Origin of the sequence: Nonomuraea sp. NPDC059023 (assembly GCF_042740095.1) — a bacterium.
Lineage (GTDB): Bacteria > Actinomycetota > Actinomycetes > Streptosporangiales > Streptosporangiaceae > Nonomuraea.
This window is the reverse complement of the sequence record NZ_JBHYIO010000006.1, coordinates 203,154-225,849: the sequence shown is the minus strand read 5'-3', so window position 1 is coordinate 225,849 and position 22,696 is coordinate 203,154. Positions and strand designations below refer to the sequence as shown.

Sequence of the window (22,696 nt, the reverse complement as noted above, 5' to 3'; positions counted from 1 at the left end):
TAGGTAGTGTCCGTGTGGCACACCTAACATAGGCAAGCCTTACCGAAGTGAGGTATCTTAGGCGTGCCTAACCTTATGTCCTGCGAGAGGCTGCCCCCGGATGTACGTATGCGTTTGTCGTGCTGTGACCGAAAATGAGGTCCACGACTGCATCGCGTCCGGCGCCAAGAGTGTGCGGCAGATCCGCGACACCACAGGCGCCGGCGGCGACTGTGCATCTTGCGTGCGTAAGATCTGTGCGATCCTGAAGCGGTCTGAAGAACTGACGACCGCTTAGCACGAGGGGCCCGTCCATGCAGGGCGACAAGCAGATCATCGAGCTGCTCAATGAGCAGCTCACCGCCGAGCTCACCGCGATCAACCAGTATTTCCTGCACGCCAAAATGCAGGAGAACTGGGGTTACACCAAGCTCGCCGAGCACACGCGCGCCGAGTCGATCGACGAGATGCGGCACGCCGAGCGCCTTACCGACCGCATCCTCTTCCTGGAGGGCCTGCCCAACTACCAGCGGCTGGGCACGCTGCACATCGGGCAGACGGTCGAAGAGCAGCTCAAGGCGGACCTGGACGTCGAGTTGTCGGTGGTGAAGCGGCTTCGGCCGGCGATCCTGCTCATGCGGGAAAAGGGTGACGCGACCTCCGCGCGCGTCTTCGAGGACATCCTCGCCGACGAGGAGCACCACATCGACTACCTGGAGACGGAGCTCGCTCTGATCCAGTCGCTGGGCGAGCAGCTTTACCTCGCCCGCTACGCGGAGCCGCCGTCCGCCAGCTAGAGGATTCACCAAGCGCCCGCCGGGGTTCCGGCGGGCGTTTCTCTTCTCGTACGGCGAAGCTGCGACACGCCGATGACACACAGGCTGGTTGGGCGGAGAGGAGCATGGGGGTGTTTGGCCGGGTGGGTAAATCGCCAATAACCAACGTATATCATCGTTTGCCCAGGTCAATGGATAGGTCAACGACAAGTCAAACCGCGCGCTGTGCCCGGGAAACGATCGCCTAAGGTCCTACGATCGCTTCATGACCTGCGTACTTCTCGCCGAGGATGACACCTCGATCTCCGAGCCGCTCGCGCGCGCCCTGCGTCGCGAGGGTTATCAGGTTGAGGTGAGTCCCGACGGCCCGCAGGCCCTGGAGAGGGCCCTGTCGGGCGGCATCGATCTCATAGTTCTCGATCTCGGACTACCGGAAATGGACGGCTTGGAGGTCGCTCGCCGGATCCGGGCCGAAGGCCACGGCACGCCGGTGCTGATCCTGACCGCACGCGTCGACGAGGTGGACACCGTCGTCGGACTCGACGCCGGCGCCGACGACTACGTCACCAAGCCGTTCCGCCTGGCGGAGCTGCTGGCCAGGGTGCGGGCGCTGCTGCGCCGCGGCACCTCGGAGACCCCGGTCGTGCAGGGCGTCCGCATCGACGCCGACTCCCGCCGAGCCTGGATGGGCGACAAGGAACTGCACCTGACCACCAAGGAGTTCGACCTGCTGCGTGTACTGGTGCGTGACGCCGGAAAGGTCGTCACCCGGGAGCAGATCATGCGGGAGGTCTGGGACACCAACTGGTGGGGTTCCACCAAGACCCTCGACATGCACATCTCCTGGCTGCGCCGCAAGCTGGGCGACGACGCCGCCAAGCCCCGATACATCACCACCGTCCGGGGAGTCGGCTTCCGCTTCGAACGCGAGTAGGCGATGCGCCGCCGCCTGCTCTCCTCCACCCTGCTCGTCGCCGTCATCGCGGTTCTGCTACTCGGGGTCCCCTTGGGCCTCGTGGTCAGCCGCCTGATCGTCGACGAGGCTTCCCAGGAGCTCAGGGCGGAGGCGACGCGGCTGGTGGGTGAGGTCGAATACGCTCGCATCCAGGACACGCCTCTCGACCCCCAGCAGCTGGAGCAGAAGTATCCAGAGCGATATATCCAGATCTACGAGCGGGGCAACCCCCCCAAGGCGACCATCGTCGGCGCGCCGCCGCCGTCCGGTCACCAGATGACGGAGGACGCCCAGTCGGAAAGCGGCATCTACGTCCGGGTGAGCCGCGACAAGGACCAGGTGGAGCAGGACGTGCGCGCACGCCTGCTGCTCATCGTGGCTCTGGCCGTCGCGGCTCTGGCCGTCGCCGTGGGGCTGGCCATCGTCCAGTCCCGCAGGTTGACGCTCCCCCTCCAGGACCTTGCCAAGATCGCCGAACGGCTGGGCTCAGGTGACGCCCGGCCCAGCAAACACCGGTACGGCATACCCGAACTCGACCGGGTGGCGGAGGTCCTCGACCGCAGCGCCACCCGGATCTCCGACCTGCTCACCCGCGAGCGGGAGTTCGCCACCGACGCCTCCCACCAGCTCCGCACGCCCCTGACCGGGCTGACCATGCGCTTGGAAGAGATCGTGGCCGCGGCCGACCACCCCGAGGTCGTGCGCGAGGAGGGTGACGCCGCCATCGTGCAGGCCGAGCGGCTCACCGCGGTGATCGACGAACTGCTCGCCGCCGCCCGCAGGCAGCGCCACTCCCAGGCCGAGCCCATCACCGTGGACGACGTGCTCGTCCAGCAGGTCACCGAGTGGGCGCCGGTCTTCCGCGGCAGCGGGCGCGACCTGCTGCTCGAAGGCGAGCGTGGCCTGGAGGCGTTGGGCACCACCGGCGGGCTCGGCCAGGTCGTCGCCTCACTCCTGGAGAACTCCCTGCGTCACGGCGGCGGCACCGTCAAGGTCTCGACCAGCCGCAGCGACAACTACGTGGTCATCGAGGTGGCCGACGAGGGCCCCGGCATCGCCGACGACCTGGCCGGCCGGGTGTTCGAGCGCAACGTCAGCGGGGGTGGCGGAACCGGTCTCGGGCTGACGCTCGCCCGCGCGCTGGCCGCCGCCGACGGCGGAAGGCTGGAGCTCGTACGGCGCCGCCCCGCGGTGTTCTCGTTGTTCCTGCGCCCGGCGGAGGAGAAGCGCCCGAGCCGGGTGGTGACCGGCCCCGCCTGAGCTACCGCTGCCGGGTCTCGACCTCGGGCAGCTCGGCGGGGATCGGCTCCGTGGCCTCCAGGAACACCCAGCGCTTGTAGGACCAGAAGCGGAACAGGGTGCCGAGGCCGACGCCGATGACGTTGGCGATGTTGTAGCTCAGCAGGTCGTGCAGGCCCAGCGTGTACGTGGTGAAGCCCATCACCAGCAACCTGATCAGCAGCGCGATGCCGTTGAACATGAAGAACAGGAAGTATTCGCGGCCGAGGCCGCTCTGCTCGCGGTGCCGGAAGGTCCACCAGCGGTTGCCCGCGTAGGCGAACGTGGTGGAGATGATCGTGGCGAACAGCAGCGAGGTCAGCGGGCCGAAGCCCTGCCGGAACAGGTTGAGGGCGACGACGTCGACGACGAAGGCGAGCGCGCCGATCGTGCCGAACTTGGCCAGCTCGTGAACCAGGGTGGCGAACCGCTGGTAGAGGCGCTTCACAAACTCCACGTCTCGTCCTCGGTCCTTTCCGATCCACTGCGCATATCCGGCAACGTCGCTCCCAGGGTACCGGTCCAGGTCCGGGGGCGAACCCCTAGCCTCAACATGAATCATCAACCACGCACCAAATTAGGGGTCTACAAATATCGTCCTATGACGGGTATTTGCATTTCTGGGGCACTAGTGTGCGGTTCAGCTCGGGGACATGACCCCGGACGGCCATGACCTCAGGGACTCCTCCTTGCCGCGTCAACTGATCGCCCTGCTCGCCGGCCTGTCCATGGCGACGGCCGGTTGTGGCGGCACGAGTCCTCCGCCGGCCGCCGGCCTGCCCTCGGAAACACCGTCCACCGCCCAGCGGATCGACGAGGCCACCGCCGCGCGGACCTTCGCCTCGCTCGCCGGCCTCGACGAGGCGTGGCGCGAGCGCGACTGCGCCGCCGTGGTCGCCGCGACCACCTGGGTGGAGAAGACGCTGGGCGGCCGTGCCTGCGCGGCGACCCGGAACGGCCGCCCAGCTCCGGCCCGCACGGCCTACTCCGAACCGGCCTTCCTGCTGCCGGAGGAGGGCGGATGGTTCGCCGCCCTGGCCACCGAGCCGGAGCCCGCCTACTTCGTCTTCGTCCACGCGGGCGACGGGTGGCGCCTCGGCTTCGGCCCCGTCCCCATCACCGGCAACCCACCCGACACCACTCCACCCGGCGCCACCCCGCCCGGCGCCACTCCGGGTGGCTCTTCGGGTGGCGCGCCTGATCCGGCCATCGTGCGGCGGGCTCGGCTCGTGCCGCAACGTCACCTGACGTTCCTCACCGACCCCGCCGGGCTGTCGGGAGTGCGCTTCCCCGAGGCGGACCCGGTGCGCAAGCTGCGCGACGAGCTCGCCGCCAAGCCCGCCCGGGTGCGTCCCGACCGGCTGACCGTCGACGTGGAACTCCTCGACACGCCGCGCACGATCGGGACGGCCGGCGGGTCGATGCTGGTCTTCCACACGCTGCGGCTGACCTTCCACCAGCGCGGCGACGCCCATCCCCTGTACGGCAAGGCCGACCTGCGCGCCTTCACCGGCAAGAGCGGCCTGGACAGGCTGAGCGCCGTCGAGATCGTCAGCCTGGTCAGCGAGCTGACGCCCGACAACAAGGTACGGACCGTGGGATCGCGCAGGGACCTGGCCGACGTACGGCCGTGACGGTGGGCGACGGTATGCTCTGGGCACGTGAGCAGCCCCTCTTACCGCCCCATCGGGCCGGTCGTCGGTGTCGTCGGCGCCGGTCAGCTGGCCAGGATGACGCAGCAGCCCGCGATCGCGCTCGGTGTCGAACTGCGCGTACTGGCCAACGCGCTCGACGAGAGCGCGGCCCGCGTGATCGTCGACACCCGCGTCGGTGACTACCGCGACCTGAGCGAGCTGCGCGAGTTCGCCAAGGGCTGTGACGCGATCACCTTCGACCACGAGCACGTGCCCACCGAGCACATCAGGGAACTGGCCGCAGACGGGCACGCCGTACACCCTGGTGCTGACGCGCTCGTGCACGCGCAGGACAAAGCGGTCATGCGCGAGCGGCTCACCGAGATCGGCGCACCGTGCCCCGCGTGGTCGCGGGTGGCCGACCCGGGTGAGGTCGAGCGGTTCGCCGCCGAGCACGGCTGGCCGGTCGTGCTCAAGGCGGTCAGGGGCGGCTACGACGGGCGCGGCGTCTGGGTGTGCCGGGACGCCACCCAGGTCAGAGAGGCGTTCCAGAGCGGGATTCCGCTGATGGCCGAGGCCTTCGTGCCGTTCGAGCGGGAACTGGCCGTGCTGGTGGCCCGCTCGCCCCACGGCCAGGGCGTCAGCTATCCCGTGGTGGAGACCGTCCAGGAGGACGGCATCTGCGTCGAGGTCATCGCTCCCGCCCCGATGCTCGACCCGGAGGACGCCGCCCAGGCCCAGCGCATCGCCCTGAAGATCGCCCACGAGCTGGGCGTGACCGGCCTGCTGGCCGTCGAGATGTTCGAGACCGAGCACGGCCTGGTCGTCAACGAGCTGGCCATGCGCCCCCACAACAGCGGCCACTGGACCATCGAGGGCGCGCTGACCTCACAGTTCGAGCAGCACCTGCGCGCCGTCCTCGACCTGCCGCTCGGCTCGCCGGCCATGACCGCGCCGTACGTGGTCATGGCCAACCTGCTCGGCGGCGACGACCCCGACCTCTTCAGACGCTACGAACACGTGATGGCCCACGACCCCGCCGTCAAGGTCCACTTCTACGGCAAGGACGTGCGTCCCGGCCGCAAGATCGGTCACGTGACCGCCCTCGGCAAGGACCTCGACGAGGTACGGGCCCGCGCCCGCCACGCCGCCGTCCACCTCACGACAGGGGAGTACACATGATCGGCATCGTGATGGGCAGCGACTCCGACTGGCCCGTGATGAAGGCGGCCGCCGAGGCGGTCGCGGAGTTCGACGTCCCCTTCGAGGCCGACGTGGTCTCCGCGCACCGCATGCCCACCGAGATGATCGAGTACGGCCGGCAGGCCGACGCCCGCGGCATCCGCGTCATCATCGCCGGCGCCGGCGGCGCGGCCCACCTGCCCGGGATGCTCGCCTCGGTGACCCCGCTGCCGGTGATCGGGGTGCCGGTGCCGCTGAAGTACCTGGACGGCATGGACTCCCTGCTGTCCATCGTCCAGATGCCGGCCGGGGTGCCGGTCGCCACGGTCGCGATCGGCGGCGCCCGCAACGCCGGGCTGCTGGCCGTCCGCATCCTGGCCACCTCCGACGACACGCTCAGGCAGCGCATGGTGACCTTCCAGGAGGACCTGAAGCAGCAGGCGTACGCGAAGGGCGAGAAGCTGCGCGCCGAGGCCGCTGAGCTGTCCTAGGCGGCTCAGCCGCCGCCCAGCCGCGCGGCCAGTTCCTCGGCGGTCTTCTTGTCGAACCCGCCGGTGATCTCCAGCACCCGTCCGGGAATCGGCTCCAGGACGGCCGGCGCGCTGATCACCTTGCCGCCGATGACGATCGCGAGCTGGTTACGCGGCTGCGGAAGCTGATGGACCTTCTCCGTCAGCGCCGTGAACTCGCGGCCGTCGGCCTCGTTCAGCGTGACCTGGATGACCCACTGCCCCGACGGCCCGAAGCTCGCCGTCGCCTTCTCGGCGGTGACCTCGGTGGCCTGGTCGAGCTGGTAGCAGGCGGTGTTGTCCTGGCCGGCGATCCAGCCGGCGGCGCAGGGCGCGGGCCGCAGGTCGAGAACCGGCCGCAACGCGAACGGCTCGCTGACGGGCTTCCAGGGGAGCCTGGAGGACGCGGCGCCGATCACCATCGCGTAGACGACGACGAGGATCACTCCGACGTTGACGAGCACTCCAGCGACGATCGCGAGAATCGGACCGGGTTTCACGGCATCGCCCTCCGCGTAGGAATCGGCTCACCTGCCATGAGATCACGAAGTGTCGCGGGCGGGCCAACGTCGTCCGAGCTCGGCCTCGATTCCGTCGAGGATCCGGGTAAGCCCGCGTTCGAACTGTTCGTCGCCGGCCGTCTGCGTGTCCAGCCTGCGGACGAAGGCTTCGGCGTCACCACCGTCCAGGAGTTGCTGGATGTGCGGGAACTCCCCGGTTTCCAGGCGTGAGGTGACGAAGGCGGCGACGCCGTTGATCCACTCCTCGCCGGGTTGCTCGGCCGGGGCCGCCTGCGTGGTGTAGCCGGCCACGTAATAGCTGATGAGCGCGATCAGCTCCAGCTTCTCCGCGGCGTCGAAGGGCGTGCCGGCCAGCGAGGCGAGGACCCGCTCAAGGGCGCGCATGCCGTTCGGGCCGATGTCCTTGCTGCCCAGGACCGTGATCACCCAGGGGCGGTGCTCGGAGATCGCGCGCAGGCCCCGCCCGAAGCGGGCGAGGGCGTCGCGCCAGCCGGTGCCGGGCCCTGTGCCGGGGCCCGTGTCGGGGCCGGCCAGCTCGCCCAGGATCTCGTCGTTCATCAGCGCGAGCAGGTCCTGCTTGCTCGGCACGTAGTGGTACAGGGTCATCGTGCCCGCGCCGAGCTCGTCGGCGAGCCGCCGCATGGACAGCGCCGCGAACCCCTCCGCGTCGGCGATCGCGATCGCCGCCTTCGCGATCTGCTCCCGCGTGAACCGGGGTTGCCGCACGGCGGGGCCGGGACGGGCCCAGAGGGGCGTCCGCGGCTGGTTCTGGTCCTGAGTTGACATCTCGTACAGCGTACCCATACGTTAATCGTACAAGGTACGAAGACTTGGTACTGTGTACGATTAGGGGGACTGAAACGATGGAATCGATTCGGCGGCGTCTTGACGAGACGCTTCGGGAGACGCTGGCCGGCGGCGCGGTGGCGGGTGCCGTCATCGGCGTCTCCGTGGGCGGCGAGCGGCTCACGCTCGCGCGGGGGACCGCCAACCTCAACACGGACCAGCCGTTCACCGAGGACACCGCGTGGCTGCTCGGCTCGGTCGGCAAGGTCCTCACCACGACGATGCTGCTCCAGCTCGTCGAGCGCGGCTCCGTCGACCTGGACGCGCCGGTGCGGCGGTACGTGCCCGAGTTCAGCCTGCGCGATCCGGCGGCGGCCGACCGGATCACCGTGCGGATGCTGGTCAACCACACCAACGGCATCGACGCCGACGGGCTCGTGCCCAGCGCGGTGCGCGGCAGGGACGCTCACCGGGACTACGTGGAGCATCTGCGGAACGTGAACGTCCTGTTCGAGCCGGGCACGTGCATTCACTACTCGAACCCGGGATTCGTGCTCGCCGGTCGCATCATCGAGGAGCAGACCGGCCTGCCGTACGAGGTGGCGATCCGGCGCGACCTGTTCGAGCCGTGCGGAATGCGGGACGCCACCGCCGTCCAGACCCAGGCGTTCCTGCGCCGCACGGCCGTCGGCGCCTTCTTCGACATGGAGACGATGGCCCTGCGCGCGACGTCGCTGTTCAGCGTCCCCGAATCGATCGGGGCCGCGGGCGGGACGCCGATCGTCACCGTCGCGGACATGCTCGCGTTCGGCCGCATGCATCTGAACGCCGGCATCGCCCAGAACGGCACCCGCGTGCTTGAAGCCGATTCGGTGAAGGCCATGCTGACCCCGACCTTCGACCTGGGCATTCCGCAGGCGCCGCCCGTCGGGCTCGGCTGGTGGCTCGAGCCCATCGCCGGAACCACCGCCGCCTTCCACGGCGGCACCTCACCGGGCGGCAACTCGGCCTTCACGATCCTGCCGGAGTACGACACGGTCATCACCAGCTTCGGCACCGGCCCGGCCAACGTCCTGCTCCAGGACCAGTTGCACATCGCCGTGATCGAAGAGGTGACCGGGCGCGCGGTGACCCCGCCCTTCGGCGGCCCGCCCGAGCGTCCCGGTCCCGAGCTGGCCGGCGAGTACGGCTCGTTCCAGAGCCGCGTCGTGGTCGAGGTCGACGACGACGCGCTGCGCGTCACCAACCACTTCGAGCCCTACGACGACGACCACCGCGCCACCTACGAGGCCTGCGGGGTCCCGGCCGGCGCCGCCCCGCCGGTCACCTACCGCAGCCTCGCCCCCGGCCTCTACGCGCCGGAAGGCATGGACGCGTCCGTCTTCTCCGGCGTCATCGGCAGGGGAGCCCTGCTGGCCGCCCTCCCCGCCACCGGCGGCCGTCCGGCGGGACTGCACTCCGGCCTGCGATTCACGCCCAGGCGCACGAGCTGATCTCCGAAGGGTGTCATCGCGTCCGGCCGTGAATATCATGCGGGGCATGGGACTCGGGCTGATGGAGATACTGCTGATCCTCGGCGTGGTGGCGGCCGCGGTGGGCGTGAGCCTGGTGACGCTGGCCGGGCGGCGCCGGGGCGAACAGAAACCACCGCCTCCCTCACTCCACTCGGCCGCGGACATTGAGCAGGAGGTCCTCCGCCTGCTGCGGGAGGGGAAGACCATCCAGGCCATCAAAATCGTCCGTGAGCGCACCCGCCTCGGCCTGAAGGAGGCCAAGGACCTGGTGGAGGACGTGGCCGCGGGTCGCCGCAGGCTCACCGACCACCCGGCCTTCGCCGGCATGCGCCCGTCGCTGTCCCGCCGCCCCACGGGCGACCTGGCGGGCCGGGTCCGCAACCTGGTCGCGGAAGGCCACCGCCAACAGGCGATCTACCTGGTACGCGGCGAAACCGGAATGGGCGAGGACGAGGCCGAACGCTTCATCACCAGCCTGACGACCACCTGAACCAACGCCTCGTGCCAGGGGTTTCCGGTCCAGGTGGACTATGGATGGCCGTTGCGGTGGGGACCACGTCCGACGTGAGAAGCGATCCCCCCGACCTGCGTCAGCCCGCGTCGGCGGGTGGCGTGGGTCGGGGGCTGGCCGTAACGGACAGAGGGGAAGTCAGGGACGGCCGAGTGCGCGGTAGTGCCAGGCGGCGGCGCGCCAGGCAGTGGCGTTGAGGGCGTTGCGGCCGTCGACGATCTTGCGCTCCGCGACCACCGTGCCGAGGGCTTCGGGGTCGAGGTCCACGAACTCCTGCCATTCCGTGAGCAACAGGACGACATGCGCCCCACGGACGGCGTCCACGGCCGAGGTGCCGTAGTTGAGCTCGGGGTGGGCCTTGCGGGCGTTGTCGAGGGCGATCGGGTCGTAGACGGTGACGGCGCCGCCCTGCTCGCCGATCGTGGCCGCGACGTCGAGCGCGGGGGAGTCGCGGATGTCGTCGGAGTTGGGCTTGAACGCGGCGCCCAGCACGCCGACCGTGCAGCCGCGGAACGAGCCGCCGGCCAGTTCGCGCGCCAGGTCCACCATGCGGGCCCGGCGCCGCATGTTGATCGCGTCGACCTCCCGCAGGAACGTCAGCGCCTGGTCGGCGCCCAGCTCGCCCGCGCGGGCCATGAACGCGCGGATGTCCTTGGGCAGACAGCCGCCGCCGAACCCGAGCCCGGCGTTGAGGAACTTGCCGCCGATCCGGTCGTCGTAGGAGAGCGCGGTCGCCAGCTGCTGGACGTCCGCGTGGGCCGCCTCGCAGACCTCGGCCATCGCGTTGATGAAGGAGATCTTGGTGGCGAGGAACGAGTTCGCGGCGGCCTTGACCAGCTCGGAGGTGGCGAAGTCGGTGACGACCATGGGCACTTCGCCCAGCGGTTCGTAAACCTCGCGCAGGATCTTCTCGGCCCGCTCGGAGCGCACGCCGACGACGATGCGGTCGGGGTGCATCGTGTCCTGTACGGCGTGGCCCTCCCGCAAGAACTCGGGGTTCCAGGCCAGCTCCGCCTGGGCGCCGATCGGCGCGAGCCTGGCCAGCTTGTCGGCCAGCCGGGCGGCGGTGCCGACGGGCACGGTCGACTTGCCGACGATCAGGCAGTCCCGCGTGAGGTACGGCGCCAGCGACTCGACGGCCGCGTCGAGGTAGGAGGTGTCGGCCGCGTACTCGCCCTGCTTCTGCGGCGTGCCGAGGGCGAGGAAGTGCACGTCGCCGAACTCTCCGGCCTCCTCGTAGGAGGTCGTGAAGCGCAGCCGGCCGGATTCGAGCCCGCGGCGCAGGACGGGTTCCAGCCCGGGTTCGTGGATGGGTAGCTCACCGTTCTGGAGGCGGCGGATCTTGTCCGCGTCGATGTCTAGGCCCAGGACGTCGAATCCGAGGTCGGCCATGCACGCGGCATGCGTGACACCCAGGTATCCGGTCCCGATCACCGTGAGGCGATATGGCACGAGTGAGCTCCTTTCGATCGCCAGGCATGCTACCGGCCCTCACTACCTCGTCTGTGCCACCTGCATAAACCGGCAAACCGTACCCGCTGGTAACAAGTTGCTCGGACGTCCTAGTATTTGTGCTATGAGCTTCCCTCTCTACGCGCCGGCCGAAGAGCACGACATGCTTCGCGAGACCGTCCGCGCCCTGGCCGATGAGAAGATCGCCCCGCGTGCGGCGGAGGCCGACGAGAACGAGGAATTTCCCTGGGACGTCTACAAGGCGCTCGTGGCGGCCGACCTGCACGCCGTACACGTGCCCGAGGAGTACGGCGGAGCCGGCGCCGACGCCCTCGCCACGGTCATCGTCATCGAGGAGGTGGCCAGGGCCTGCGCGTCCTCGTCCCTGATCCCCGCGGTCAACAAGCTGGGCACCGTACCCCTGCTCCTGTCCGCGTCGGAGGACCTCAAGTCGCGCTACCTGGCCCCGGTGGCCACCGGTGAGGCGATGTTCTCCTACGCCCTGTCAGAGGCCGAGGCCGGTTCTGACGCCGCCGCCATGAAGACCAAGGCCGTGCCGGACGGCGACCACTACGTCCTCAACGGCGCCAAGATGTGGATCACCAACGCCGGCGTCTCCGAGTACTACACGGTGATGGCTGTAACGTCCCCCGGCGAAGGCGCAAGAGGCATCTCCGCCTTCGTCGTAGAAAAGTCCGACGAAGGCGTCTCCTTCGGTCCCAAGGAGAAGAAGCTCGGCATCAAGGCCTCGCCCACCCGCCAGATCATCCTGGACAACGTCCGCATCCCCGCGTCCCGCATGATCGGCGACCCCGGCACCGGCTTCAAAACCGCCCTGGCCACCCTGGACCACACCCGCATCACCATCGCCGCCCAGGCGCTCGGCATCGCCCAGGGCGCCCTGGACTTCGCCGTGGGCTACGTCAAGGACCGCAAGCAGTTCGGCAAGCCGATCGGGGACTTCCAGGGCGTCCAGTTCATGCTCGCCGACATGGCGATGAAGCTGGAGGCCGCCAGGCAGCTCACCTACCACGCGGCCGCCAAGTCCGAACTCGCCATGCACGGCACCCCCCAGAAGGACCTGACCTTCCTGTCCAGCGCTGCCAAGTGCGCCGCCTCGGACGCCGCCATGGAGATCACCACGGACGCCGTCCAGCTGCTGGGCGGATACGGCTACACGCGCGAGTTCCCGGTGGAGCGCATGATGCGCGACGCCAAGATCACCCAGATCTACGAGGGCACCAACCAGATCCAGCGCATGGTCATGGCCCGCCAACTCCTCAAGTAGCGATTGACGCACCCGGTCCTCTCGTCGTGGGGACCGGGTGTGAAAGTCCCCGAATCGACGTCCCTCAGTATGCGTCAGCAGTACGGTAGTGGGCAGTTCGAAATATCTCGATGGCGCATATTATGGTGACAGGGGACGCAATGCTCATTGCGGACAGTTCAGGCGACGGCGCTAATGTCGACTGTATTTTCTGTAAGCCGGACGACCCCTCGCTCAATACAACTCTGTGTGAGAACGAGTTGTTCTATGCGCGGTTCGACAATTACCCCGCCAACCCCGGCCATGTCGAGGTCGTACCCAAACGACATGTCGAGTCCTTCTTCGAGCTCGATGAGCGAGAGATGCTCAGTGCCTATGCGCTGATGCGCGAAGCGAAGGACCTGCTCGACGACAAACATTTCCCCGAGGCGTACACGATCGGGATCAACGACGGAAAGGCCGCCGGCCGGACCATTGATCACCTGCACATTCACTTGATCCCCCGGCATCACGGCGACGTCGACGACCCCAGGGGCGGCATCCGCAGGGCCGCCCCGAACTGCGACCCGGACGCCTGGACGTAACGGGAACTATCGCTCACCCAGCGCCACATACCATCCCGAGCGGCCCGAGAATCGGACGCGGATATCGGAGAATCCCGCCGCCTCCATGTACCCGGTGAAGGTCTGCGGGCCGACGAACGTGAACCAGCGTTCCCCCTCCAGCGATCCGCCGTTCCGCCAGCCCTCACCTTCGCCGTCGCGCATGCTGATCACGGTGATCCCGCCCGGAACCAGCACCCGGTACGCCTCGGCCAGCGCCCCGCCCATCAAGGCCAGCGGCAGGTGCAGGAGGGAACCCGAAGCCCACACGCCCGCGACACAGCGGTCGCGGAGAGGGAGCGAGAGCGCGTCCAGCCGCAGGAAACCCGACGAACCGGCCGAACGGCTCCGCGCCCAGGTGAGCATGCCAGCGGCGTAGTCGCCCGCGATCACCCGGCGACCCAGGGCCGCCAGCAGGCGGGTGTCGCGCCCGCCGCCGCATCCCAGGTCGAGGACGGGTGGGCCGTACGGCGCGCGGTCCGCGAAGCCGACGACCTCCTGCCGGAGTCCGGGAAACCGGCCGTAGTCCTCGGAAATCTCACCATAGGCATCGGCATTGGCGTCATAAGTGGAGCAGGTGGCGCGGGTGATGTCACGGCGGAGATCAGGCATTTTCGAATCCGTCCTGCCCGAGAACGAAGCCCAGTGAATTCAGCACGTGCCAGACTCGCTGCACGTCCACGTCATGGTATCCGTGGGAGACGTCGATGCTCACGCAACCGATGAATTTTGAGTGGGAATTTCTGACCGGGCTGGAGAAGACCGCACCGCGATGGTTGTAACGCTGGAACTCCTCCCACGTGAATCCCATGACGGCATCCACGCCGGCCGTCCCTTTGAAGGCTTCGAACGCCGCTTTGTCGGTCAGATTCCGGGCGAGTTCCTCCACGTTGACGCTGGTCTCCTGATCGTGCTTCCAGCACAGTCCGACCACCCCGACCCCAGGCGTGGGACGGATTTTCCTGGTGGCCGGGGCCGAGCCGAGGCGATAGGTGGCGACGCGGGTGAGTTCTCCCCGAAGCGGATGTTGCACGGTGCGCTTCTTCTGCCAGATATGCAGCCCGAGGTCGCTCACGGAACTGGGCGGGTTGATGGCCCGGCAGATCTCCAGCAGCTGCCCGAATGCCGTGAGTATGTGCCGGCGCATGACCACGCGGCGTTCGATGCGCAGGCGTAGGGAGAAAGACTCGAAGGGCGTCGCCACGCCGAAGAATCCGGCGATGAGAATCAGGCCGATCAGGACGTGCGAATATTCACTTTCGAGGTTCTTCCAGATGGCGGCGGACGGAAATCCGTACTGCTTGCAGGCGAGTGTGACCGTCGCGGCGAGGATAACTCCACGGTCCAAGGCGCGAGCCGCCGACAGCTTCATCGGGAAATCACCCTGTCTCGACGACGCGTACTTGCCGAACAGTATCGTGCAGACTATACATTAACGGACAATTCTCTAACGGTCAGCTGCACTTGATCTGCTTTTCGGTCGCCCGACAGTCGTTGAATTGTGCCGACTGGATTGATGATGGGATGGTCAGTGCCTGAGCCAGCAGGGTTCTGCGTCGGCTCCGACTTCTGTCAGGAGCTCGGCGGGGCAGCGGACACCACCTTTCGCCGCGTCTATGGCGGGCGGCCCGCAGAAAGGGTCGTCAGCCAGGGCGCGACGGTCAGCCTGCTGGCCGACATGTCGCCGCTGACCTATGGGCACCTGCTGCTGGTTTCCAATAGGCACTACGTCAGTTTCGGCGAGGTGATGGCGGAATGCGCGGAAGCGGTCACGCAGGCGCTCGGCGAGATTCTTCCGCAGTACCAGAAGAGCTTTGGCGAACCGGTCATCATGGAGCATGGTTCAACAAAGAGGATGAACGGCTCCGCCTGTATCACTCATGCTCACCTTCACCTGTTGCCGCTACGGTTCGCGCAGGTCGATGCGGTGATGAAACGGGACGGGCTCGCCTCGACCCCGATAGACGGGATCGCCGGTCTGCGGCGGCTCGGGCTGGCCGGCCTGCCGTACTTCTATTGCGGGGACGGCGACACGCATCGGGTGTACGGTGTGGCACAGGCAACGCCGCGACAGTATCTCCGTTCAGTGGCTGGGCGATTACTCGGCATAGGTGCTCCTGAATGGGATTACGCGGTCGTCGTCAGAAAGCATCTTCTCAGCGCGACCATAGAAGAGACGGCCGACTGGCTCGTTCCGTTGCCGTGAAACGCCGACTGAGGGTGTGATCTCATGCAGGACGCCGGCACCACATCAGATGAGCCGACACGGCTGGCCAACATCATCGGTCCCATGTTCATCGGGCAGTCCGGCTGGACAAAGGAACTGCCTGGCGGCGCAAGGGTCGAACTCATCGCCGGCGCCGACGCGCAGGACGACTGCGCGGTCTTCCGGGTGGACGGGCCGATGGAAATTGTTCTCGGCTCGGATTATGTACGCGGGCCGAAATTCCATCTCTATGAACTGGGCCATCTGTCGAACTACGACATCGGCTATTACCTGGCGATGGCCAACCTCAGTGATGTCGCGGCCATGGGCGCTCTGCCGATCGCGCTCCTGTCGGTCATCAGGTATCCCAAGTCGCTCTCGGACGCGGATTTCGCCGTGGTCATGGAGGGCATCAGGGACGCCTGCCGCGAGGTCGGCACGCTGAACGTGGGCGGCGACATCGGCAGTGCGGAAAGGATCATTCTGTCCGCCTCGGCCGTGGGGATCGTCGAGCAGGGAGGGTCTCTCCTGCGGGGTGGCGCCCGGCCGGGTGATCGTCTCTGTGTCACCGGGCCGACGGGGATCGCGGCGTCGGCGCAGCGGTACTTCAGCGGTGACGGATCGACCAGGCTGTTGCCCGAGCAGGAGGAGCTGCTGATCTCCGCGTGGCGGCGGCCGCGGGCGCTGGTGGGGCACGGGCGCTGTCTCAGCAGGAGCGGTGTGGTGACGAGCTGCCAGGACACCTCCGACGGTCTGAAGGCGGGCGTTCAGTCGCTCGCGGCGGCCAGCGGGGTGGGGTTCGTGGTGGAGGAGGCGGAGCTGCCGGTCGCCGACATCGTGGCCAAGGTCGCCGCGCTCACGGGGGGCGAGGTCACCTCGACCGTGCTGGGGGACTCCGTGGACTTCCAACTGGTCTTCACCGTCGGGGAGGACGACGCGGTGCGGCTCGCCAAGCTCTTCGCCGATCAGGGATTCCAGCTGTTCGACATCGGCTACGCCACCGAGGAGCGAGAAGTCCGCCTGCGCCGCGCCGACGGCACGGTCGAGGATCTTCCCGGCGTCCCCTGGCGACACGCCACCTGAAGGGTCAGGCCTGGTTGTCTCGGGTCCAGATCTGGGTGGCTCGGGGGAGGTCCTTGATGGTGCCGCCTTCCGGGATCATGCCCCAGAGGAAAGGGATCAGGTATTTGGGGGGTTCGCCCAGGTGGGTGGTGAGTTCGTCCTCGGTGAGCTTGAGGGTGAAGACCGGGCCGCGTTGAGTGGCGTTCCAGCCTTGTTTCACGGCCTGGCGGATGCAGCCGGCGACCAAGACAGGGCGGACCGCTATGGTGCGTTCGCCCACGTGGTTGTCCGGGCGGCCGCAGGGGAGTGACACCATCAGGACGCTGCCGGGGTTCTCGGCTCGCTCGACGGCGAAGGTCAGCGGGGCCCGGTCGTCGCCGGGCCGGTGGCTGAGCTGCCAGCGGAAACCGGTGCCGTCGACGGTGATCGGTCGCGAGCCCTTCTTCGACATGGTCATGGCCTCGGTCTCCGTCCTCTCGATCGGGGTCGGAGACTATCGGACGCGCTCAAGGACCACGATCGGGATCTCCTGGATCGCGGCGGCGGCATAGGGACGGTACGCGGGGGCGACGGCGAGCATCATCGCCCACAAGCGGGCGCGTTCGGCGCCGGTGGTGGTTCTGGCGCGGGCTGTGAAGCGCTCGGCGAGGATCTGGACGTCCACCTCGGGGTTCGCCACCGTGTTCAGGTACCAGTCCGGGAGCGGCGCGCCGTAGGCGCTGCCCGACGCGACCAGCACGTAGGTGTCGCCGTCCTGTCCGAAGAACAGTCCGGTACGGCGCCGCACCCCGCTCTTCCTGCCCACGGTCGTCAGGACGAGGTTGGTCACGCCGCCTTCCATGTAGCCGTCCCGGCCGTCCGTCGCCAGGTAGCGGCGGACGTGCTCGGCGACGGATCGGTCCCTGCTGTCGGGGGTCTCGGTCATGCGGTCATGGTGCGCCCCGGGGCTTCGGATTTCCTTCAGAGCGGTTGGAGGTGGGCGAGCAGCAGCTTGACGAACAGCACGGGCGCGAGCCAGCCGATCGCCGCCGGGATCGCCAGCGGCAGCGCCAGCCCGATCGCGAGCACGGTGCAGCCGAAGGCGACCGGCCGCCGTATGTCCGCGGGCACGCTGACGGTGATGACGGCGCCCCCGAGGGCCAGCGCGTAGACGACGGCGGCCGCGGTCCATGTGAATCCCGGTACGACCAGGGCGAGCAGGAACGGCTGCACATGGATGGCGACAAATCCGACGTGGTGCCGCCAGGTACGGCCCGGCCGGTGGAAGTGCCGCTTGGCGGCGGTGGTGGCGTTGACGGCGGCCCCGCCGTACAGGTCGAAGGCCACGATCGCGACCAGCACGAGCGGCAGCGCGGACAGCCCGGCGCCATAGGCGAGCGCGGTGGCGAGAACGGCGCCGGCCACCGCGGTGGTGTAGACGACGGTGCGGTCGCGCGGGGTGGCGCCGGGGGCGATGAGGCGCTCGTCGAGCGTGCGGAGGGTGCTCATGCGCGCTCCCTCAGGCCCTCGACCACGACTTCCAGGACGGGTCCCGCCAGGTCGGCGATCGGTACCTCGGGGTCGACGAGCCACTGCAGCACCACGCCCTCGATGGCGCCGACGATGACGGTGGCGTGCGGCAGGCCGAGGCCGGGGCGGATCTGGCCGATCAGCTCGGCGATGGCCTCGCGGTAGGCCTTGTACGCGGGGCGCATGTGATCGGTCGCCCACAGGTCGAGCAGGGTTCTGGCCAGATCGGGCGCGCCGGCGATCACGTCGATGGTGCCGCGGACCAGCAGGCCCAGGCGTTCCAGCGGCGGATCCGTGCTGTTCAGGGCTTGGCGGAGGACGGCGTCGGCGTCGGCGGTGTACTGGGAGAAGGCGGCTTCGAGGAGGGCGTCGCGGCTGTCGAAGTACAGGTAGACGCTGCCCTTGGCGATGCCGGCCTCCTCGGCGACGTCGTCGATGCGCGAGGCGGCGAAGCCCTTGCGCGCGAAGACGCGGACGGCGGCGGCCAGGATCTCCTGCTTGCGGGCCGCCTTGTCCACTCGTTTCGGTGACATGAGCCTATTATGACTGACCAGTCAGTCACTGTAAATGACTTTGATGTTGCCGCTTCCGCTTCTGGCCGTGATCGTGTCCGGGCCGTCGCCCTTCTTGACCTTGGTGCTGACCGAGCCGTCCTGGCTCTTGGCCACCACCTTGTACACCCCGTCGGGCACCGAGGTCACCACCCCGCCGTCCCGGGAAAGGACGTCCACGTTCGCCGGCCGTACCGCGAACTGCAGGTGGATGGCGCCGAAGTCGGTGCGCACGCGCACCCGGCCCGAACGCAGGCGCTCCCCGGTGACCGCGCCCTCGGTCCGCAGGCGCAGGGCGCCGGCCATGTCGATCACGCGGATCGTTTCCGTCGCCGCGATGTCGACGTCCTGCGACAGGCCGGTGGCGATCACCCCGTCGCTGCCCTCGACCACGAGCTTGATGTCGGGCGGCACCGTGATCAGGTAGCGCCCGCCGCAGTCGCCCATGACCATGTTGCAGTTGGCGCTGAGCCGCAGCACGTCCCCGGACAGCGACCAGGAGGAGTTGCCGGCTTCGGCCGCCTTGCCCTTGAGCCACCGGTCGACCTTGACCGCTCCGGGCGAGCCCTTCTCGACCCGGAGCCCGCCCAGCGACGACTTGATCGTGAGCGTGCCACCGGTGTGGGTGAACGTCTGTGCCGAATGCTGCTCGGGCGCATCGAGTTCCACGCCGCAGCCCGCGAGGAGCGCGATGCCCGCGGCCATCACCGCGATTCGTCTCATGGAAGAGATCGTCGCGCGGCCGCCGCCGCCCGCCATCGGCCGCGCGACCGACCCGGCATCGGCCGAACGGCCAGATTCACAGGGCCTTGAGAACCTCGTGCACGTGCCGCAGCGGGGAGGAGCCGACCGGGCGCAGCACGACGGTGTCCACGCCTGCCGACCACAGCGCCCGGATGTGGGCCACGGCCTGCTCGACGCCGCCGACCGCCATGGCCACCTCCTTCGGCGCCACCTTCAGGAACTCGCTGTACTCGGCCACGATCGGCCGCGCCACCCGCTCGGCGTCGTCGCCGACGTACAGGTGAGTGAAGGCGACCAGCTCGTGCGACCCGTCCGCGGCGATCCGCGCGCGCACCCACGGCACCCGCGCCGCGCCGAAACCCTCGGGGATGATCGTCCCGTCGGCCACGCGCCCCGACAGCGCGAGCGACCTGGGGTTCAGCACCCCGGCCAGCACGGGCGGCGGCTCGGCGGGCGGGTGGACGAGGGAGACGCCGTCGAGGTGGACGGCCTTGCCGTCCACGACCACGCTCTCTCCGCGCAGCAGCGCCCGCACGCTCGTGATCGTCTCCTCCAGCAAAGCCAGCGGAGACGGTACGGCCGCGCCGGCCTGCCGCATCCACGCCTGGACACCGTGCCCGACCCCCGCGGCCAGGCGACCGGGGTGGAGCCTGGCCAGGTTGCCGAACTCCATCGCCAGCAGGGCCGGGTTCCGCAGCGGCGCGGGCGCGATGCCGAGCCCGACGCGCAAGCGCGAGGTGGCGGCCAGGGCGGTGGCGGCCGAGGAGATGCCGCCGGTCCAGCCGAGGTCCTCCACGACCCACAGATCGTCCACGACGGTGGCGTCGAGCTCGCGGGCGAAGGGGACCAGCCGCTCGGGCGGCAGGTCGCGGTCGAACATCACGCCGAGTCTCACGGGGCCCTCCAGTAGTAGCGGAACAGCCTGCCGACCTCGGAGTACCCGGCCCGCAGGAAGGCGTTGGACGTGGGGGTGTTGGCCACGTCGGTGGCGGCCACGATGCGCTCGACCCCGGCCTCGGCGAGCGTGCGGGTGCCCTGGGCGAGCAGGTCGGAGACGTAGCCCTTGCCGCGGTGCTCGGGTACGACGCCGATGTAGGCGATGGAGTGGTCGTCGGGGGCGACCAGGCCGACGGGCTCCTCGGCCGCGTAGCCGATGACGAACCAGTCGGGCTTGCCCTTGCGGTTGATCAGGTCGTCGTACATGGACCTGGCCTCGTGCTCGGGGCCCGCGGTGGCCAGCTCGACCTGGGTGTCGTGGTCGAGTGAGCCTTCGGAGACGCGTACCAGCACGTCGAGCACCTCGCGCTCGGTGTGCTTGCGGGCGGGGCGGTAGGTGAGCCGGCCGGAGTCGGCGGGGATGTCGCTGCCGGAGCGCCATTCCAGCCGCACCCGCTCGACCTCCAGCGTGAAGCCGGCGCCCATCAGCGCGTCGTGCTCGACCGGCCGGTCCACGGTGGGGGTCATCCCGGGGGAGAGGGCGATGTCATGGAAGATCTTGGTGATGCCGACGCCGGCCAGGCCGCGCCGTAGCAGCGCCGCGCCGGTGGCCGGGTCGGGGCCGGGGGAGAAGTGCCACGTGATCACCGGCTCTGCGCCCCGGTAGGGGGCCCAGAAGCACACGCGAGCGTCGCCGTCGGTGAAGCACCACTCGGGCCTGACCTTGCCCTCGTCATGGGCGGCGATGAGCTGGGAGCGCGCGGGCTCGGGGAACTGATCGAACAATGCGAAAGCCTCCACGGACAATGAACGTCAGTGGGAGCTTAGGCCGCTGTGGTCATCGTGGCGCGCGCGGCCGTGACGGTGGCGCTGGTCTCGAAGTGCCGGTCGAGGTTGGTGATGGTGAGCAGGTGTGTGATCATGCCGGGTTCCACGACCAGGACGAGCCGCCCCGACATCTCCCGCACGTGGTTGAGCGCGCCCACGAGCACGCCGAGTCCGACGGAGTCGCAGAACGGGACCTGCGTCAGGTCGATCACGAGATGTGGAGGATCGGCGCCGCTCCACACCGCGTCGAGGGCCTCGCTGAGACGGGGCGCCCCGGAGACGTCCAGATCTCCACGGGCTTGGACGACCGTACAGCCTTCCTCGTGCCAGGACCTGACCTCCATGCCCGTCACCTGCCCGGATTGCTGGCTCTTATGCTTGTTTCCGGCAGATGTTCTGGGATGCGGTCTTCGTCGTAGGGGTCACGGTGGAGCTCGGCTTGGGGCTCGGATCGCCGGACGGCTTGAGCTTCTTGATCTTCGGCTGGTCCGCGCCGATGACCACTTCGATGCCCGGGATATCGGCCTCGCGCAGCTCGGCGCCGGGGATGGCCGCCGCCACCGTACGCGCGGAGTCGGCCCGGCCGGGGCCGTACCGGATGATCGTCTTCTTGTGGTCCTTCTTCGTCGTGTTGCCCGGCTCGCCCGGCACCTGGAAGCCCGACTCCTTCAGCGCGGTCTTGGTACGCGCGCCCAGGCCGGTGATCAACGTGCCGTTGAGCACCTTGACCGAGATGCGCTCCGGCGGGACGGTCGTCGTGGCGGACGGCGTCGCGCTGGGCGTCGGCTTGGGCGTGGGCTTGGCGAGGTCCTCGTCGGCGGCGATGCGGCGGAACAGCTCCTTGGCCGCGTTCTTCTCCCACAGCACGGCCGACTCGCCGGTCGGCGTCTTGAAGTCGAGGTTGGCCAGGGGGACGGTGGCGAAGCGCACGTCGTCGAGCGACACGTCGCGCATCTGCGTGGCCAGCCCCAGCAGCCCGTCGTCCGGGTCGATCTTGATGGTTCTGAGCGTGGAGTTGACGAACGCGGCCAGCCGCGCCGGGTTGCCCAGCGTGCCGGCGCTGAGCGCCTTGTTGAGCAGCGCCGAGATGACCTGCTGCTGGCGGTCGATGCGGTCGAGGTCGGAGCGGACGGTGGCGCGGGTGCGCGCGTAGCCGAGCGCCTGGGTTCCGGCCAGCTCGTGGGTGCCGGCGGCGAGGTTGAGCCCGGTCTTGGGGTCGTTGATCGGCACCGGTGTGCACACGGTCACGCCGCCGAGCGAGTCGACCACGTCGATGAAGCCGAGAACGTTGACCTCGATGTAGCGGTGGATCTTCAGCCCGGTCGCCTGCTGCACCGCCTTGACCGCCAACGGCGCGCCGCCGAACTGGTAGGCGGAGTTGATCTTGTGCTGGCCCTTGCCGGGGATCTCGGTCCAGGTGTCGCGGGGAAGGCTGACCACGGTCACCTTGCGGTGGTCGGCCGACAGATGGATCACCATCATCGTGTCGGTGCGCTCGCCGCTCTCCCGGCCCAGTTTCAGCTGGTTCTGCTGGCGGCGGGTGAGGTTGTCGCGCTTGTCCACGCCGACCAGCAGGATGTTCATGGCGCTCGTGGGTGCGGACTCGGTGATGCCGGCGTCGACCCCGGCGATCTGGCGCGGCGTCGCCCACACCACACCGGTGCCGACCAGCACCGCCGTCGACAGCGCCCCCGCGATCAGCAGGTTGCGCCGCCGGGCCTTGGCGCTCTTGGGAGGCTTGCGCTTGCGGCCGCTCGCGAGCCTGACGCCGCCGTAGGCGTCGCCGCCCACATGCACTCCCGCGTCCTCCTCGCCCGGCCCGCCCATGCACTGCCCCCTTTATCCTGCCGGAGGGATCTGGCTTTCGATTGCCTTCCTCCCCTGCTCGTACAGT

The 22,696-nt window shown here is 68.8% G+C and carries 28 protein-coding genes; 13 read left to right on the top strand and 15 right to left on the bottom strand.

Annotation, left to right across the window (positions count from 1 at the left end):
- Positions 1–100 precede the first annotated feature (100 nt).
- From ACFWYW_RS13060 to ACFWYW_RS13045, 4 genes are all read left to right on the top strand, one after another.
- The gene (locus ACFWYW_RS13060; protein WP_184957801.1) at positions 101–277 is read left to right on the top strand and encodes a bacterioferritin-associated ferredoxin; all 177 of its coding nucleotides are present in this window, start codon (positions 101–103) and stop codon (positions 275–277) included.
- A 16-nt stretch (positions 278–293) separates the two neighbouring features.
- Complete coding sequence (gene bfr, locus ACFWYW_RS13055) at positions 294–776, top strand: bacterioferritin (RefSeq protein WP_379609940.1); 483 nt, start codon at positions 294–296, stop codon at positions 774–776.
- Between the two features lie 244 nt (positions 777–1,020).
- Positions 1,021–1,689 (top strand): response regulator transcription factor, encoded by a 669-nt coding sequence (locus tag ACFWYW_RS13050; RefSeq protein ID WP_012888073.1) that lies wholly within the window; start codon positions 1,021–1,023, stop codon positions 1,687–1,689.
- A 3-nt stretch (positions 1,690–1,692) separates the two neighbouring features.
- Entirely contained in the window at positions 1,693–2,970 is a 1,278-nt protein-coding gene (locus ACFWYW_RS13045) for an ATP-binding protein (protein WP_379609939.1), read from the top strand.
- Position 2,971: 1 nt separating this feature from the next.
- Here ACFWYW_RS13045 and ACFWYW_RS13040 read toward each other — a convergent pair whose 3' ends face one another.
- Positions 2,972–3,445, bottom strand: a complete 474-nt coding sequence (locus tag ACFWYW_RS13040) for a GtrA family protein (RefSeq protein ID WP_379609938.1) — start codon at positions 3,443–3,445, stop codon at positions 2,972–2,974.
- Positions 3,446–3,677: 232 nt separating this feature from the next.
- On the opposite strand from ACFWYW_RS13040, the gene ACFWYW_RS13035 reads away from it, so the two are divergent.
- The 3 genes from ACFWYW_RS13035 to purE are packed head-to-tail and all read left to right on the top strand — an operon-like array spanning position 3,678 to position 6,295.
- Positions 3,678–4,622: a hypothetical protein gene (locus ACFWYW_RS13035; protein WP_379609937.1), complete on the top strand. Its 945-nt coding sequence runs from the start codon at positions 3,678–3,680 to the stop codon at positions 4,620–4,622.
- Positions 4,623–4,649: 27 nt separating this feature from the next.
- A complete protein-coding gene (locus ACFWYW_RS13030) occupies positions 4,650–5,804 on the top strand; it encodes a 5-(carboxyamino)imidazole ribonucleotide synthase (RefSeq protein ID WP_379609936.1) in 1,155 nt (384 codons plus the stop codon).
- Positions 5,801–6,295, top strand: coding sequence for a 5-(carboxyamino)imidazole ribonucleotide mutase (purE, locus tag ACFWYW_RS13025; RefSeq protein ID WP_379609935.1), 495 nt, complete (start codon positions 5,801–5,803; stop codon positions 6,293–6,295). The genes ACFWYW_RS13030 and purE overlap by 4 nt, the downstream gene beginning before the upstream one ends.
- A gap of 5 nt (positions 6,296–6,300) precedes the next feature.
- Here the strand turns inward: purE and ACFWYW_RS13020 are convergent, their stop codons facing one another.
- Positions 6,301–6,777, bottom strand: a complete 477-nt coding sequence (locus ACFWYW_RS13020) for a hypothetical protein (RefSeq protein WP_379609934.1) — start codon at positions 6,775–6,777, stop codon at positions 6,301–6,303.
- 78 nt (positions 6,778–6,855) lie between these two features.
- Positions 6,856–7,620, bottom strand: a complete 765-nt coding sequence (locus ACFWYW_RS13015) for a TetR/AcrR family transcriptional regulator (RefSeq protein ID WP_379609933.1) — start codon at positions 7,618–7,620, stop codon at positions 6,856–6,858.
- A 77-nt stretch (positions 7,621–7,697) separates the two neighbouring features.
- Here ACFWYW_RS13015 and ACFWYW_RS13010 point away from each other — a divergent pair, with 77 nt between their 5' ends.
- Entirely contained in the window at positions 7,698–9,113 is a 1,416-nt protein-coding gene (locus ACFWYW_RS13010; protein WP_379609932.1) for a serine hydrolase domain-containing protein, read from the top strand.
- A 46-nt stretch (positions 9,114–9,159) separates the two neighbouring features.
- Positions 9,160–9,624 carry a ribosomal protein L7/L12 gene (locus ACFWYW_RS13005; protein ID WP_379609931.1) on the top strand — a complete coding sequence of 155 codons (465 nt, stop codon included), beginning with the start codon at positions 9,160–9,162 and terminating at the stop codon, positions 9,622–9,624.
- Positions 9,625–9,783: 159 nt separating this feature from the next.
- Here ACFWYW_RS13005 and ACFWYW_RS13000 read toward each other — a convergent pair whose 3' ends face one another.
- Positions 9,784–11,097 (bottom strand): UDP-glucose dehydrogenase family protein, encoded by a 1,314-nt coding sequence (locus tag ACFWYW_RS13000; protein ID WP_379609930.1) that lies wholly within the window; start codon positions 11,095–11,097, stop codon positions 9,784–9,786.
- 124 nt (positions 11,098–11,221) lie between these two features.
- Here ACFWYW_RS13000 and ACFWYW_RS12995 point away from each other — a divergent pair, with 124 nt between their 5' ends.
- Both ACFWYW_RS12995 and ACFWYW_RS12990 read left to right on the top strand, forming a co-directional pair.
- Positions 11,222–12,385, top strand: coding sequence for an acyl-CoA dehydrogenase family protein (locus ACFWYW_RS12995; RefSeq protein WP_379609929.1), 1,164 nt, complete (start codon positions 11,222–11,224; stop codon positions 12,383–12,385).
- A 140-nt stretch (positions 12,386–12,525) separates the two neighbouring features.
- Entirely contained in the window at positions 12,526–12,948 is a 423-nt protein-coding gene (locus tag ACFWYW_RS12990) for an HIT family protein (RefSeq protein ID WP_379609928.1), read from the top strand.
- 6 nt (positions 12,949–12,954) lie between these two features.
- Here the strand turns inward: ACFWYW_RS12990 and ACFWYW_RS12985 are convergent, their stop codons facing one another.
- Both ACFWYW_RS12985 and ACFWYW_RS12980 read right to left on the bottom strand, forming a co-directional pair.
- Positions 12,955–13,578 (bottom strand): class I SAM-dependent methyltransferase, encoded by a 624-nt coding sequence (locus tag ACFWYW_RS12985; protein WP_379609927.1) that lies wholly within the window; start codon positions 13,576–13,578, stop codon positions 12,955–12,957.
- Positions 13,571–14,338 carry a hypothetical protein gene (locus tag ACFWYW_RS12980; RefSeq protein ID WP_379609926.1) on the bottom strand — a complete coding sequence of 256 codons (768 nt, stop codon included), beginning with the start codon at positions 14,336–14,338 and terminating at the stop codon, positions 13,571–13,573. The genes ACFWYW_RS12985 and ACFWYW_RS12980 overlap by 8 nt, the downstream gene beginning before the upstream one ends.
- Positions 14,339–14,497: 159 nt before the next feature.
- Between ACFWYW_RS12980 and ACFWYW_RS12975 the strand changes: the two genes are divergently transcribed.
- Both ACFWYW_RS12975 and ACFWYW_RS12970 read left to right on the top strand, forming a co-directional pair.
- Complete coding sequence (locus ACFWYW_RS12975) at positions 14,498–15,172, top strand: HIT family protein (RefSeq protein ID WP_379609925.1); 675 nt, start codon at positions 14,498–14,500, stop codon at positions 15,170–15,172.
- A gap of 24 nt (positions 15,173–15,196) precedes the next feature.
- The gene (locus ACFWYW_RS12970; protein WP_379609924.1) at positions 15,197–16,255 is read left to right on the top strand and encodes a thiamine-monophosphate kinase; all 1,059 of its coding nucleotides are present in this window, start codon (positions 15,197–15,199) and stop codon (positions 16,253–16,255) included.
- A gap of 4 nt (positions 16,256–16,259) precedes the next feature.
- Here the strand turns inward: ACFWYW_RS12970 and ACFWYW_RS12965 are convergent, their stop codons facing one another.
- The 9 genes from ACFWYW_RS12965 to ACFWYW_RS12925 form a co-directional block, all read right to left on the bottom strand.
- Positions 16,260–16,691 (bottom strand): hypothetical protein, encoded by a 432-nt coding sequence (locus ACFWYW_RS12965; protein ID WP_379609923.1) that lies wholly within the window; start codon positions 16,689–16,691, stop codon positions 16,260–16,262.
- A 36-nt stretch (positions 16,692–16,727) separates the two neighbouring features.
- Positions 16,728–17,159, bottom strand: coding sequence for a nitroreductase/quinone reductase family protein (locus tag ACFWYW_RS12960; RefSeq protein ID WP_379609922.1), 432 nt, complete (start codon positions 17,157–17,159; stop codon positions 16,728–16,730).
- A gap of 35 nt (positions 17,160–17,194) precedes the next feature.
- Positions 17,195–17,722: a hypothetical protein gene (locus ACFWYW_RS12955; RefSeq protein ID WP_379609921.1), complete on the bottom strand. Its 528-nt coding sequence runs from the start codon at positions 17,720–17,722 to the stop codon at positions 17,195–17,197.
- Positions 17,719–18,276 carry a TetR/AcrR family transcriptional regulator gene (locus ACFWYW_RS12950; protein WP_379609920.1) on the bottom strand — a complete coding sequence of 186 codons (558 nt, stop codon included), beginning with the start codon at positions 18,274–18,276 and terminating at the stop codon, positions 17,719–17,721. The genes ACFWYW_RS12955 and ACFWYW_RS12950 overlap by 4 nt, the downstream gene beginning before the upstream one ends.
- Before the next feature lie 21 nt (positions 18,277–18,297).
- Positions 18,298–19,017: a hypothetical protein gene (locus ACFWYW_RS12945; RefSeq protein ID WP_379609919.1), complete on the bottom strand. Its 720-nt coding sequence runs from the start codon at positions 19,015–19,017 to the stop codon at positions 18,298–18,300.
- A 76-nt stretch (positions 19,018–19,093) separates the two neighbouring features.
- Entirely contained in the window at positions 19,094–19,933 is an 840-nt protein-coding gene (locus tag ACFWYW_RS12940; protein WP_379609918.1) for an LLM class flavin-dependent oxidoreductase, read from the bottom strand.
- Positions 19,930–20,760 carry a GNAT family N-acetyltransferase gene (locus ACFWYW_RS12935; protein WP_379609917.1) on the bottom strand — a complete coding sequence of 277 codons (831 nt, stop codon included), beginning with the start codon at positions 20,758–20,760 and terminating at the stop codon, positions 19,930–19,932. The genes ACFWYW_RS12940 and ACFWYW_RS12935 overlap by 4 nt, the downstream gene beginning before the upstream one ends.
- Before the next feature lie 38 nt (positions 20,761–20,798).
- Complete coding sequence (locus ACFWYW_RS12930) at positions 20,799–21,146, bottom strand: STAS domain-containing protein (RefSeq protein ID WP_379609916.1); 348 nt, start codon at positions 21,144–21,146, stop codon at positions 20,799–20,801.
- A gap of 28 nt (positions 21,147–21,174) precedes the next feature.
- Positions 21,175–22,629 (bottom strand): LCP family protein, encoded by a 1,455-nt coding sequence (locus tag ACFWYW_RS12925; RefSeq protein ID WP_379609915.1) that lies wholly within the window; start codon positions 22,627–22,629, stop codon positions 21,175–21,177.
- Between the last annotated feature and the right edge of the window lie 67 nt (positions 22,630–22,696).

Bases quoted from the DNA above. Each gene is read 5' to 3' on its own strand.
- ACFWYW_RS13060 (WP_184957801.1), top strand. From the start codon at position 101: ATGTACGTATGCGTTTGTCGTGCTGTGACCGAAAATGAGGTCCACGAC.
- bfr (WP_379609940.1), top strand. From the start codon at position 294: ATGCAGGGCGACAAGCAGATCATCGAGCTGCTCAATGAGCAGCTCACC.
- ACFWYW_RS13050 (WP_012888073.1), top strand. From the start codon at position 1,021: ATGACCTGCGTACTTCTCGCCGAGGATGACACCTCGATCTCCGAGCCG.
- ACFWYW_RS13045 (WP_379609939.1), top strand. From the start codon at position 1,693: ATGCGCCGCCGCCTGCTCTCCTCCACCCTGCTCGTCGCCGTCATCGCG.
- purE (WP_379609935.1), top strand. From the start codon at position 5,801: ATGATCGGCATCGTGATGGGCAGCGACTCCGACTGGCCCGTGATGAAG.
- ACFWYW_RS13015 (WP_379609933.1), bottom strand. From the start codon at position 7,620: ATGTCAACTCAGGACCAGAACCAGCCGCGGACGCCCCTCTGGGCCCGT.
- ACFWYW_RS13010 (WP_379609932.1), top strand. From the start codon at position 7,698: ATGGAATCGATTCGGCGGCGTCTTGACGAGACGCTTCGGGAGACGCTG.
- ACFWYW_RS13005 (WP_379609931.1), top strand. From the start codon at position 9,160: ATGGGACTCGGGCTGATGGAGATACTGCTGATCCTCGGCGTGGTGGCG.
- ACFWYW_RS12995 (WP_379609929.1), top strand. From the start codon at position 11,222: ATGAGCTTCCCTCTCTACGCGCCGGCCGAAGAGCACGACATGCTTCGC.
- ACFWYW_RS12990 (WP_379609928.1), top strand. From the start codon at position 12,526: ATGCTCATTGCGGACAGTTCAGGCGACGGCGCTAATGTCGACTGTATT.
- ACFWYW_RS12985 (WP_379609927.1), bottom strand. From the start codon at position 13,578: ATGCCTGATCTCCGCCGTGACATCACCCGCGCCACCTGCTCCACTTAT.
- ACFWYW_RS12980 (WP_379609926.1), bottom strand. From the start codon at position 14,338: ATGAAGCTGTCGGCGGCTCGCGCCTTGGACCGTGGAGTTATCCTCGCC.
- ACFWYW_RS12970 (WP_379609924.1), top strand. From the start codon at position 15,197: ATGCAGGACGCCGGCACCACATCAGATGAGCCGACACGGCTGGCCAAC.
- ACFWYW_RS12965 (WP_379609923.1), bottom strand. From the start codon at position 16,691: ATGACCATGTCGAAGAAGGGCTCGCGACCGATCACCGTCGACGGCACC.
- ACFWYW_RS12960 (WP_379609922.1), bottom strand. From the start codon at position 17,159: ATGACCGAGACCCCCGACAGCAGGGACCGATCCGTCGCCGAGCACGTC.
- ACFWYW_RS12955 (WP_379609921.1), bottom strand. From the start codon at position 17,722: ATGAGCACCCTCCGCACGCTCGACGAGCGCCTCATCGCCCCCGGCGCC.
- ACFWYW_RS12950 (WP_379609920.1), bottom strand. From the start codon at position 18,276: ATGTCACCGAAACGAGTGGACAAGGCGGCCCGCAAGCAGGAGATCCTG.
- ACFWYW_RS12945 (WP_379609919.1), bottom strand. From the start codon at position 19,017: ATGAGACGAATCGCGGTGATGGCCGCGGGCATCGCGCTCCTCGCGGGC.
- ACFWYW_RS12930 (WP_379609916.1), bottom strand. From the start codon at position 21,146: ATGGAGGTCAGGTCCTGGCACGAGGAAGGCTGTACGGTCGTCCAAGCC.
- ACFWYW_RS12925 (WP_379609915.1), bottom strand. From the start codon at position 22,629: ATGGGCGGGCCGGGCGAGGAGGACGCGGGAGTGCATGTGGGCGGCGAC.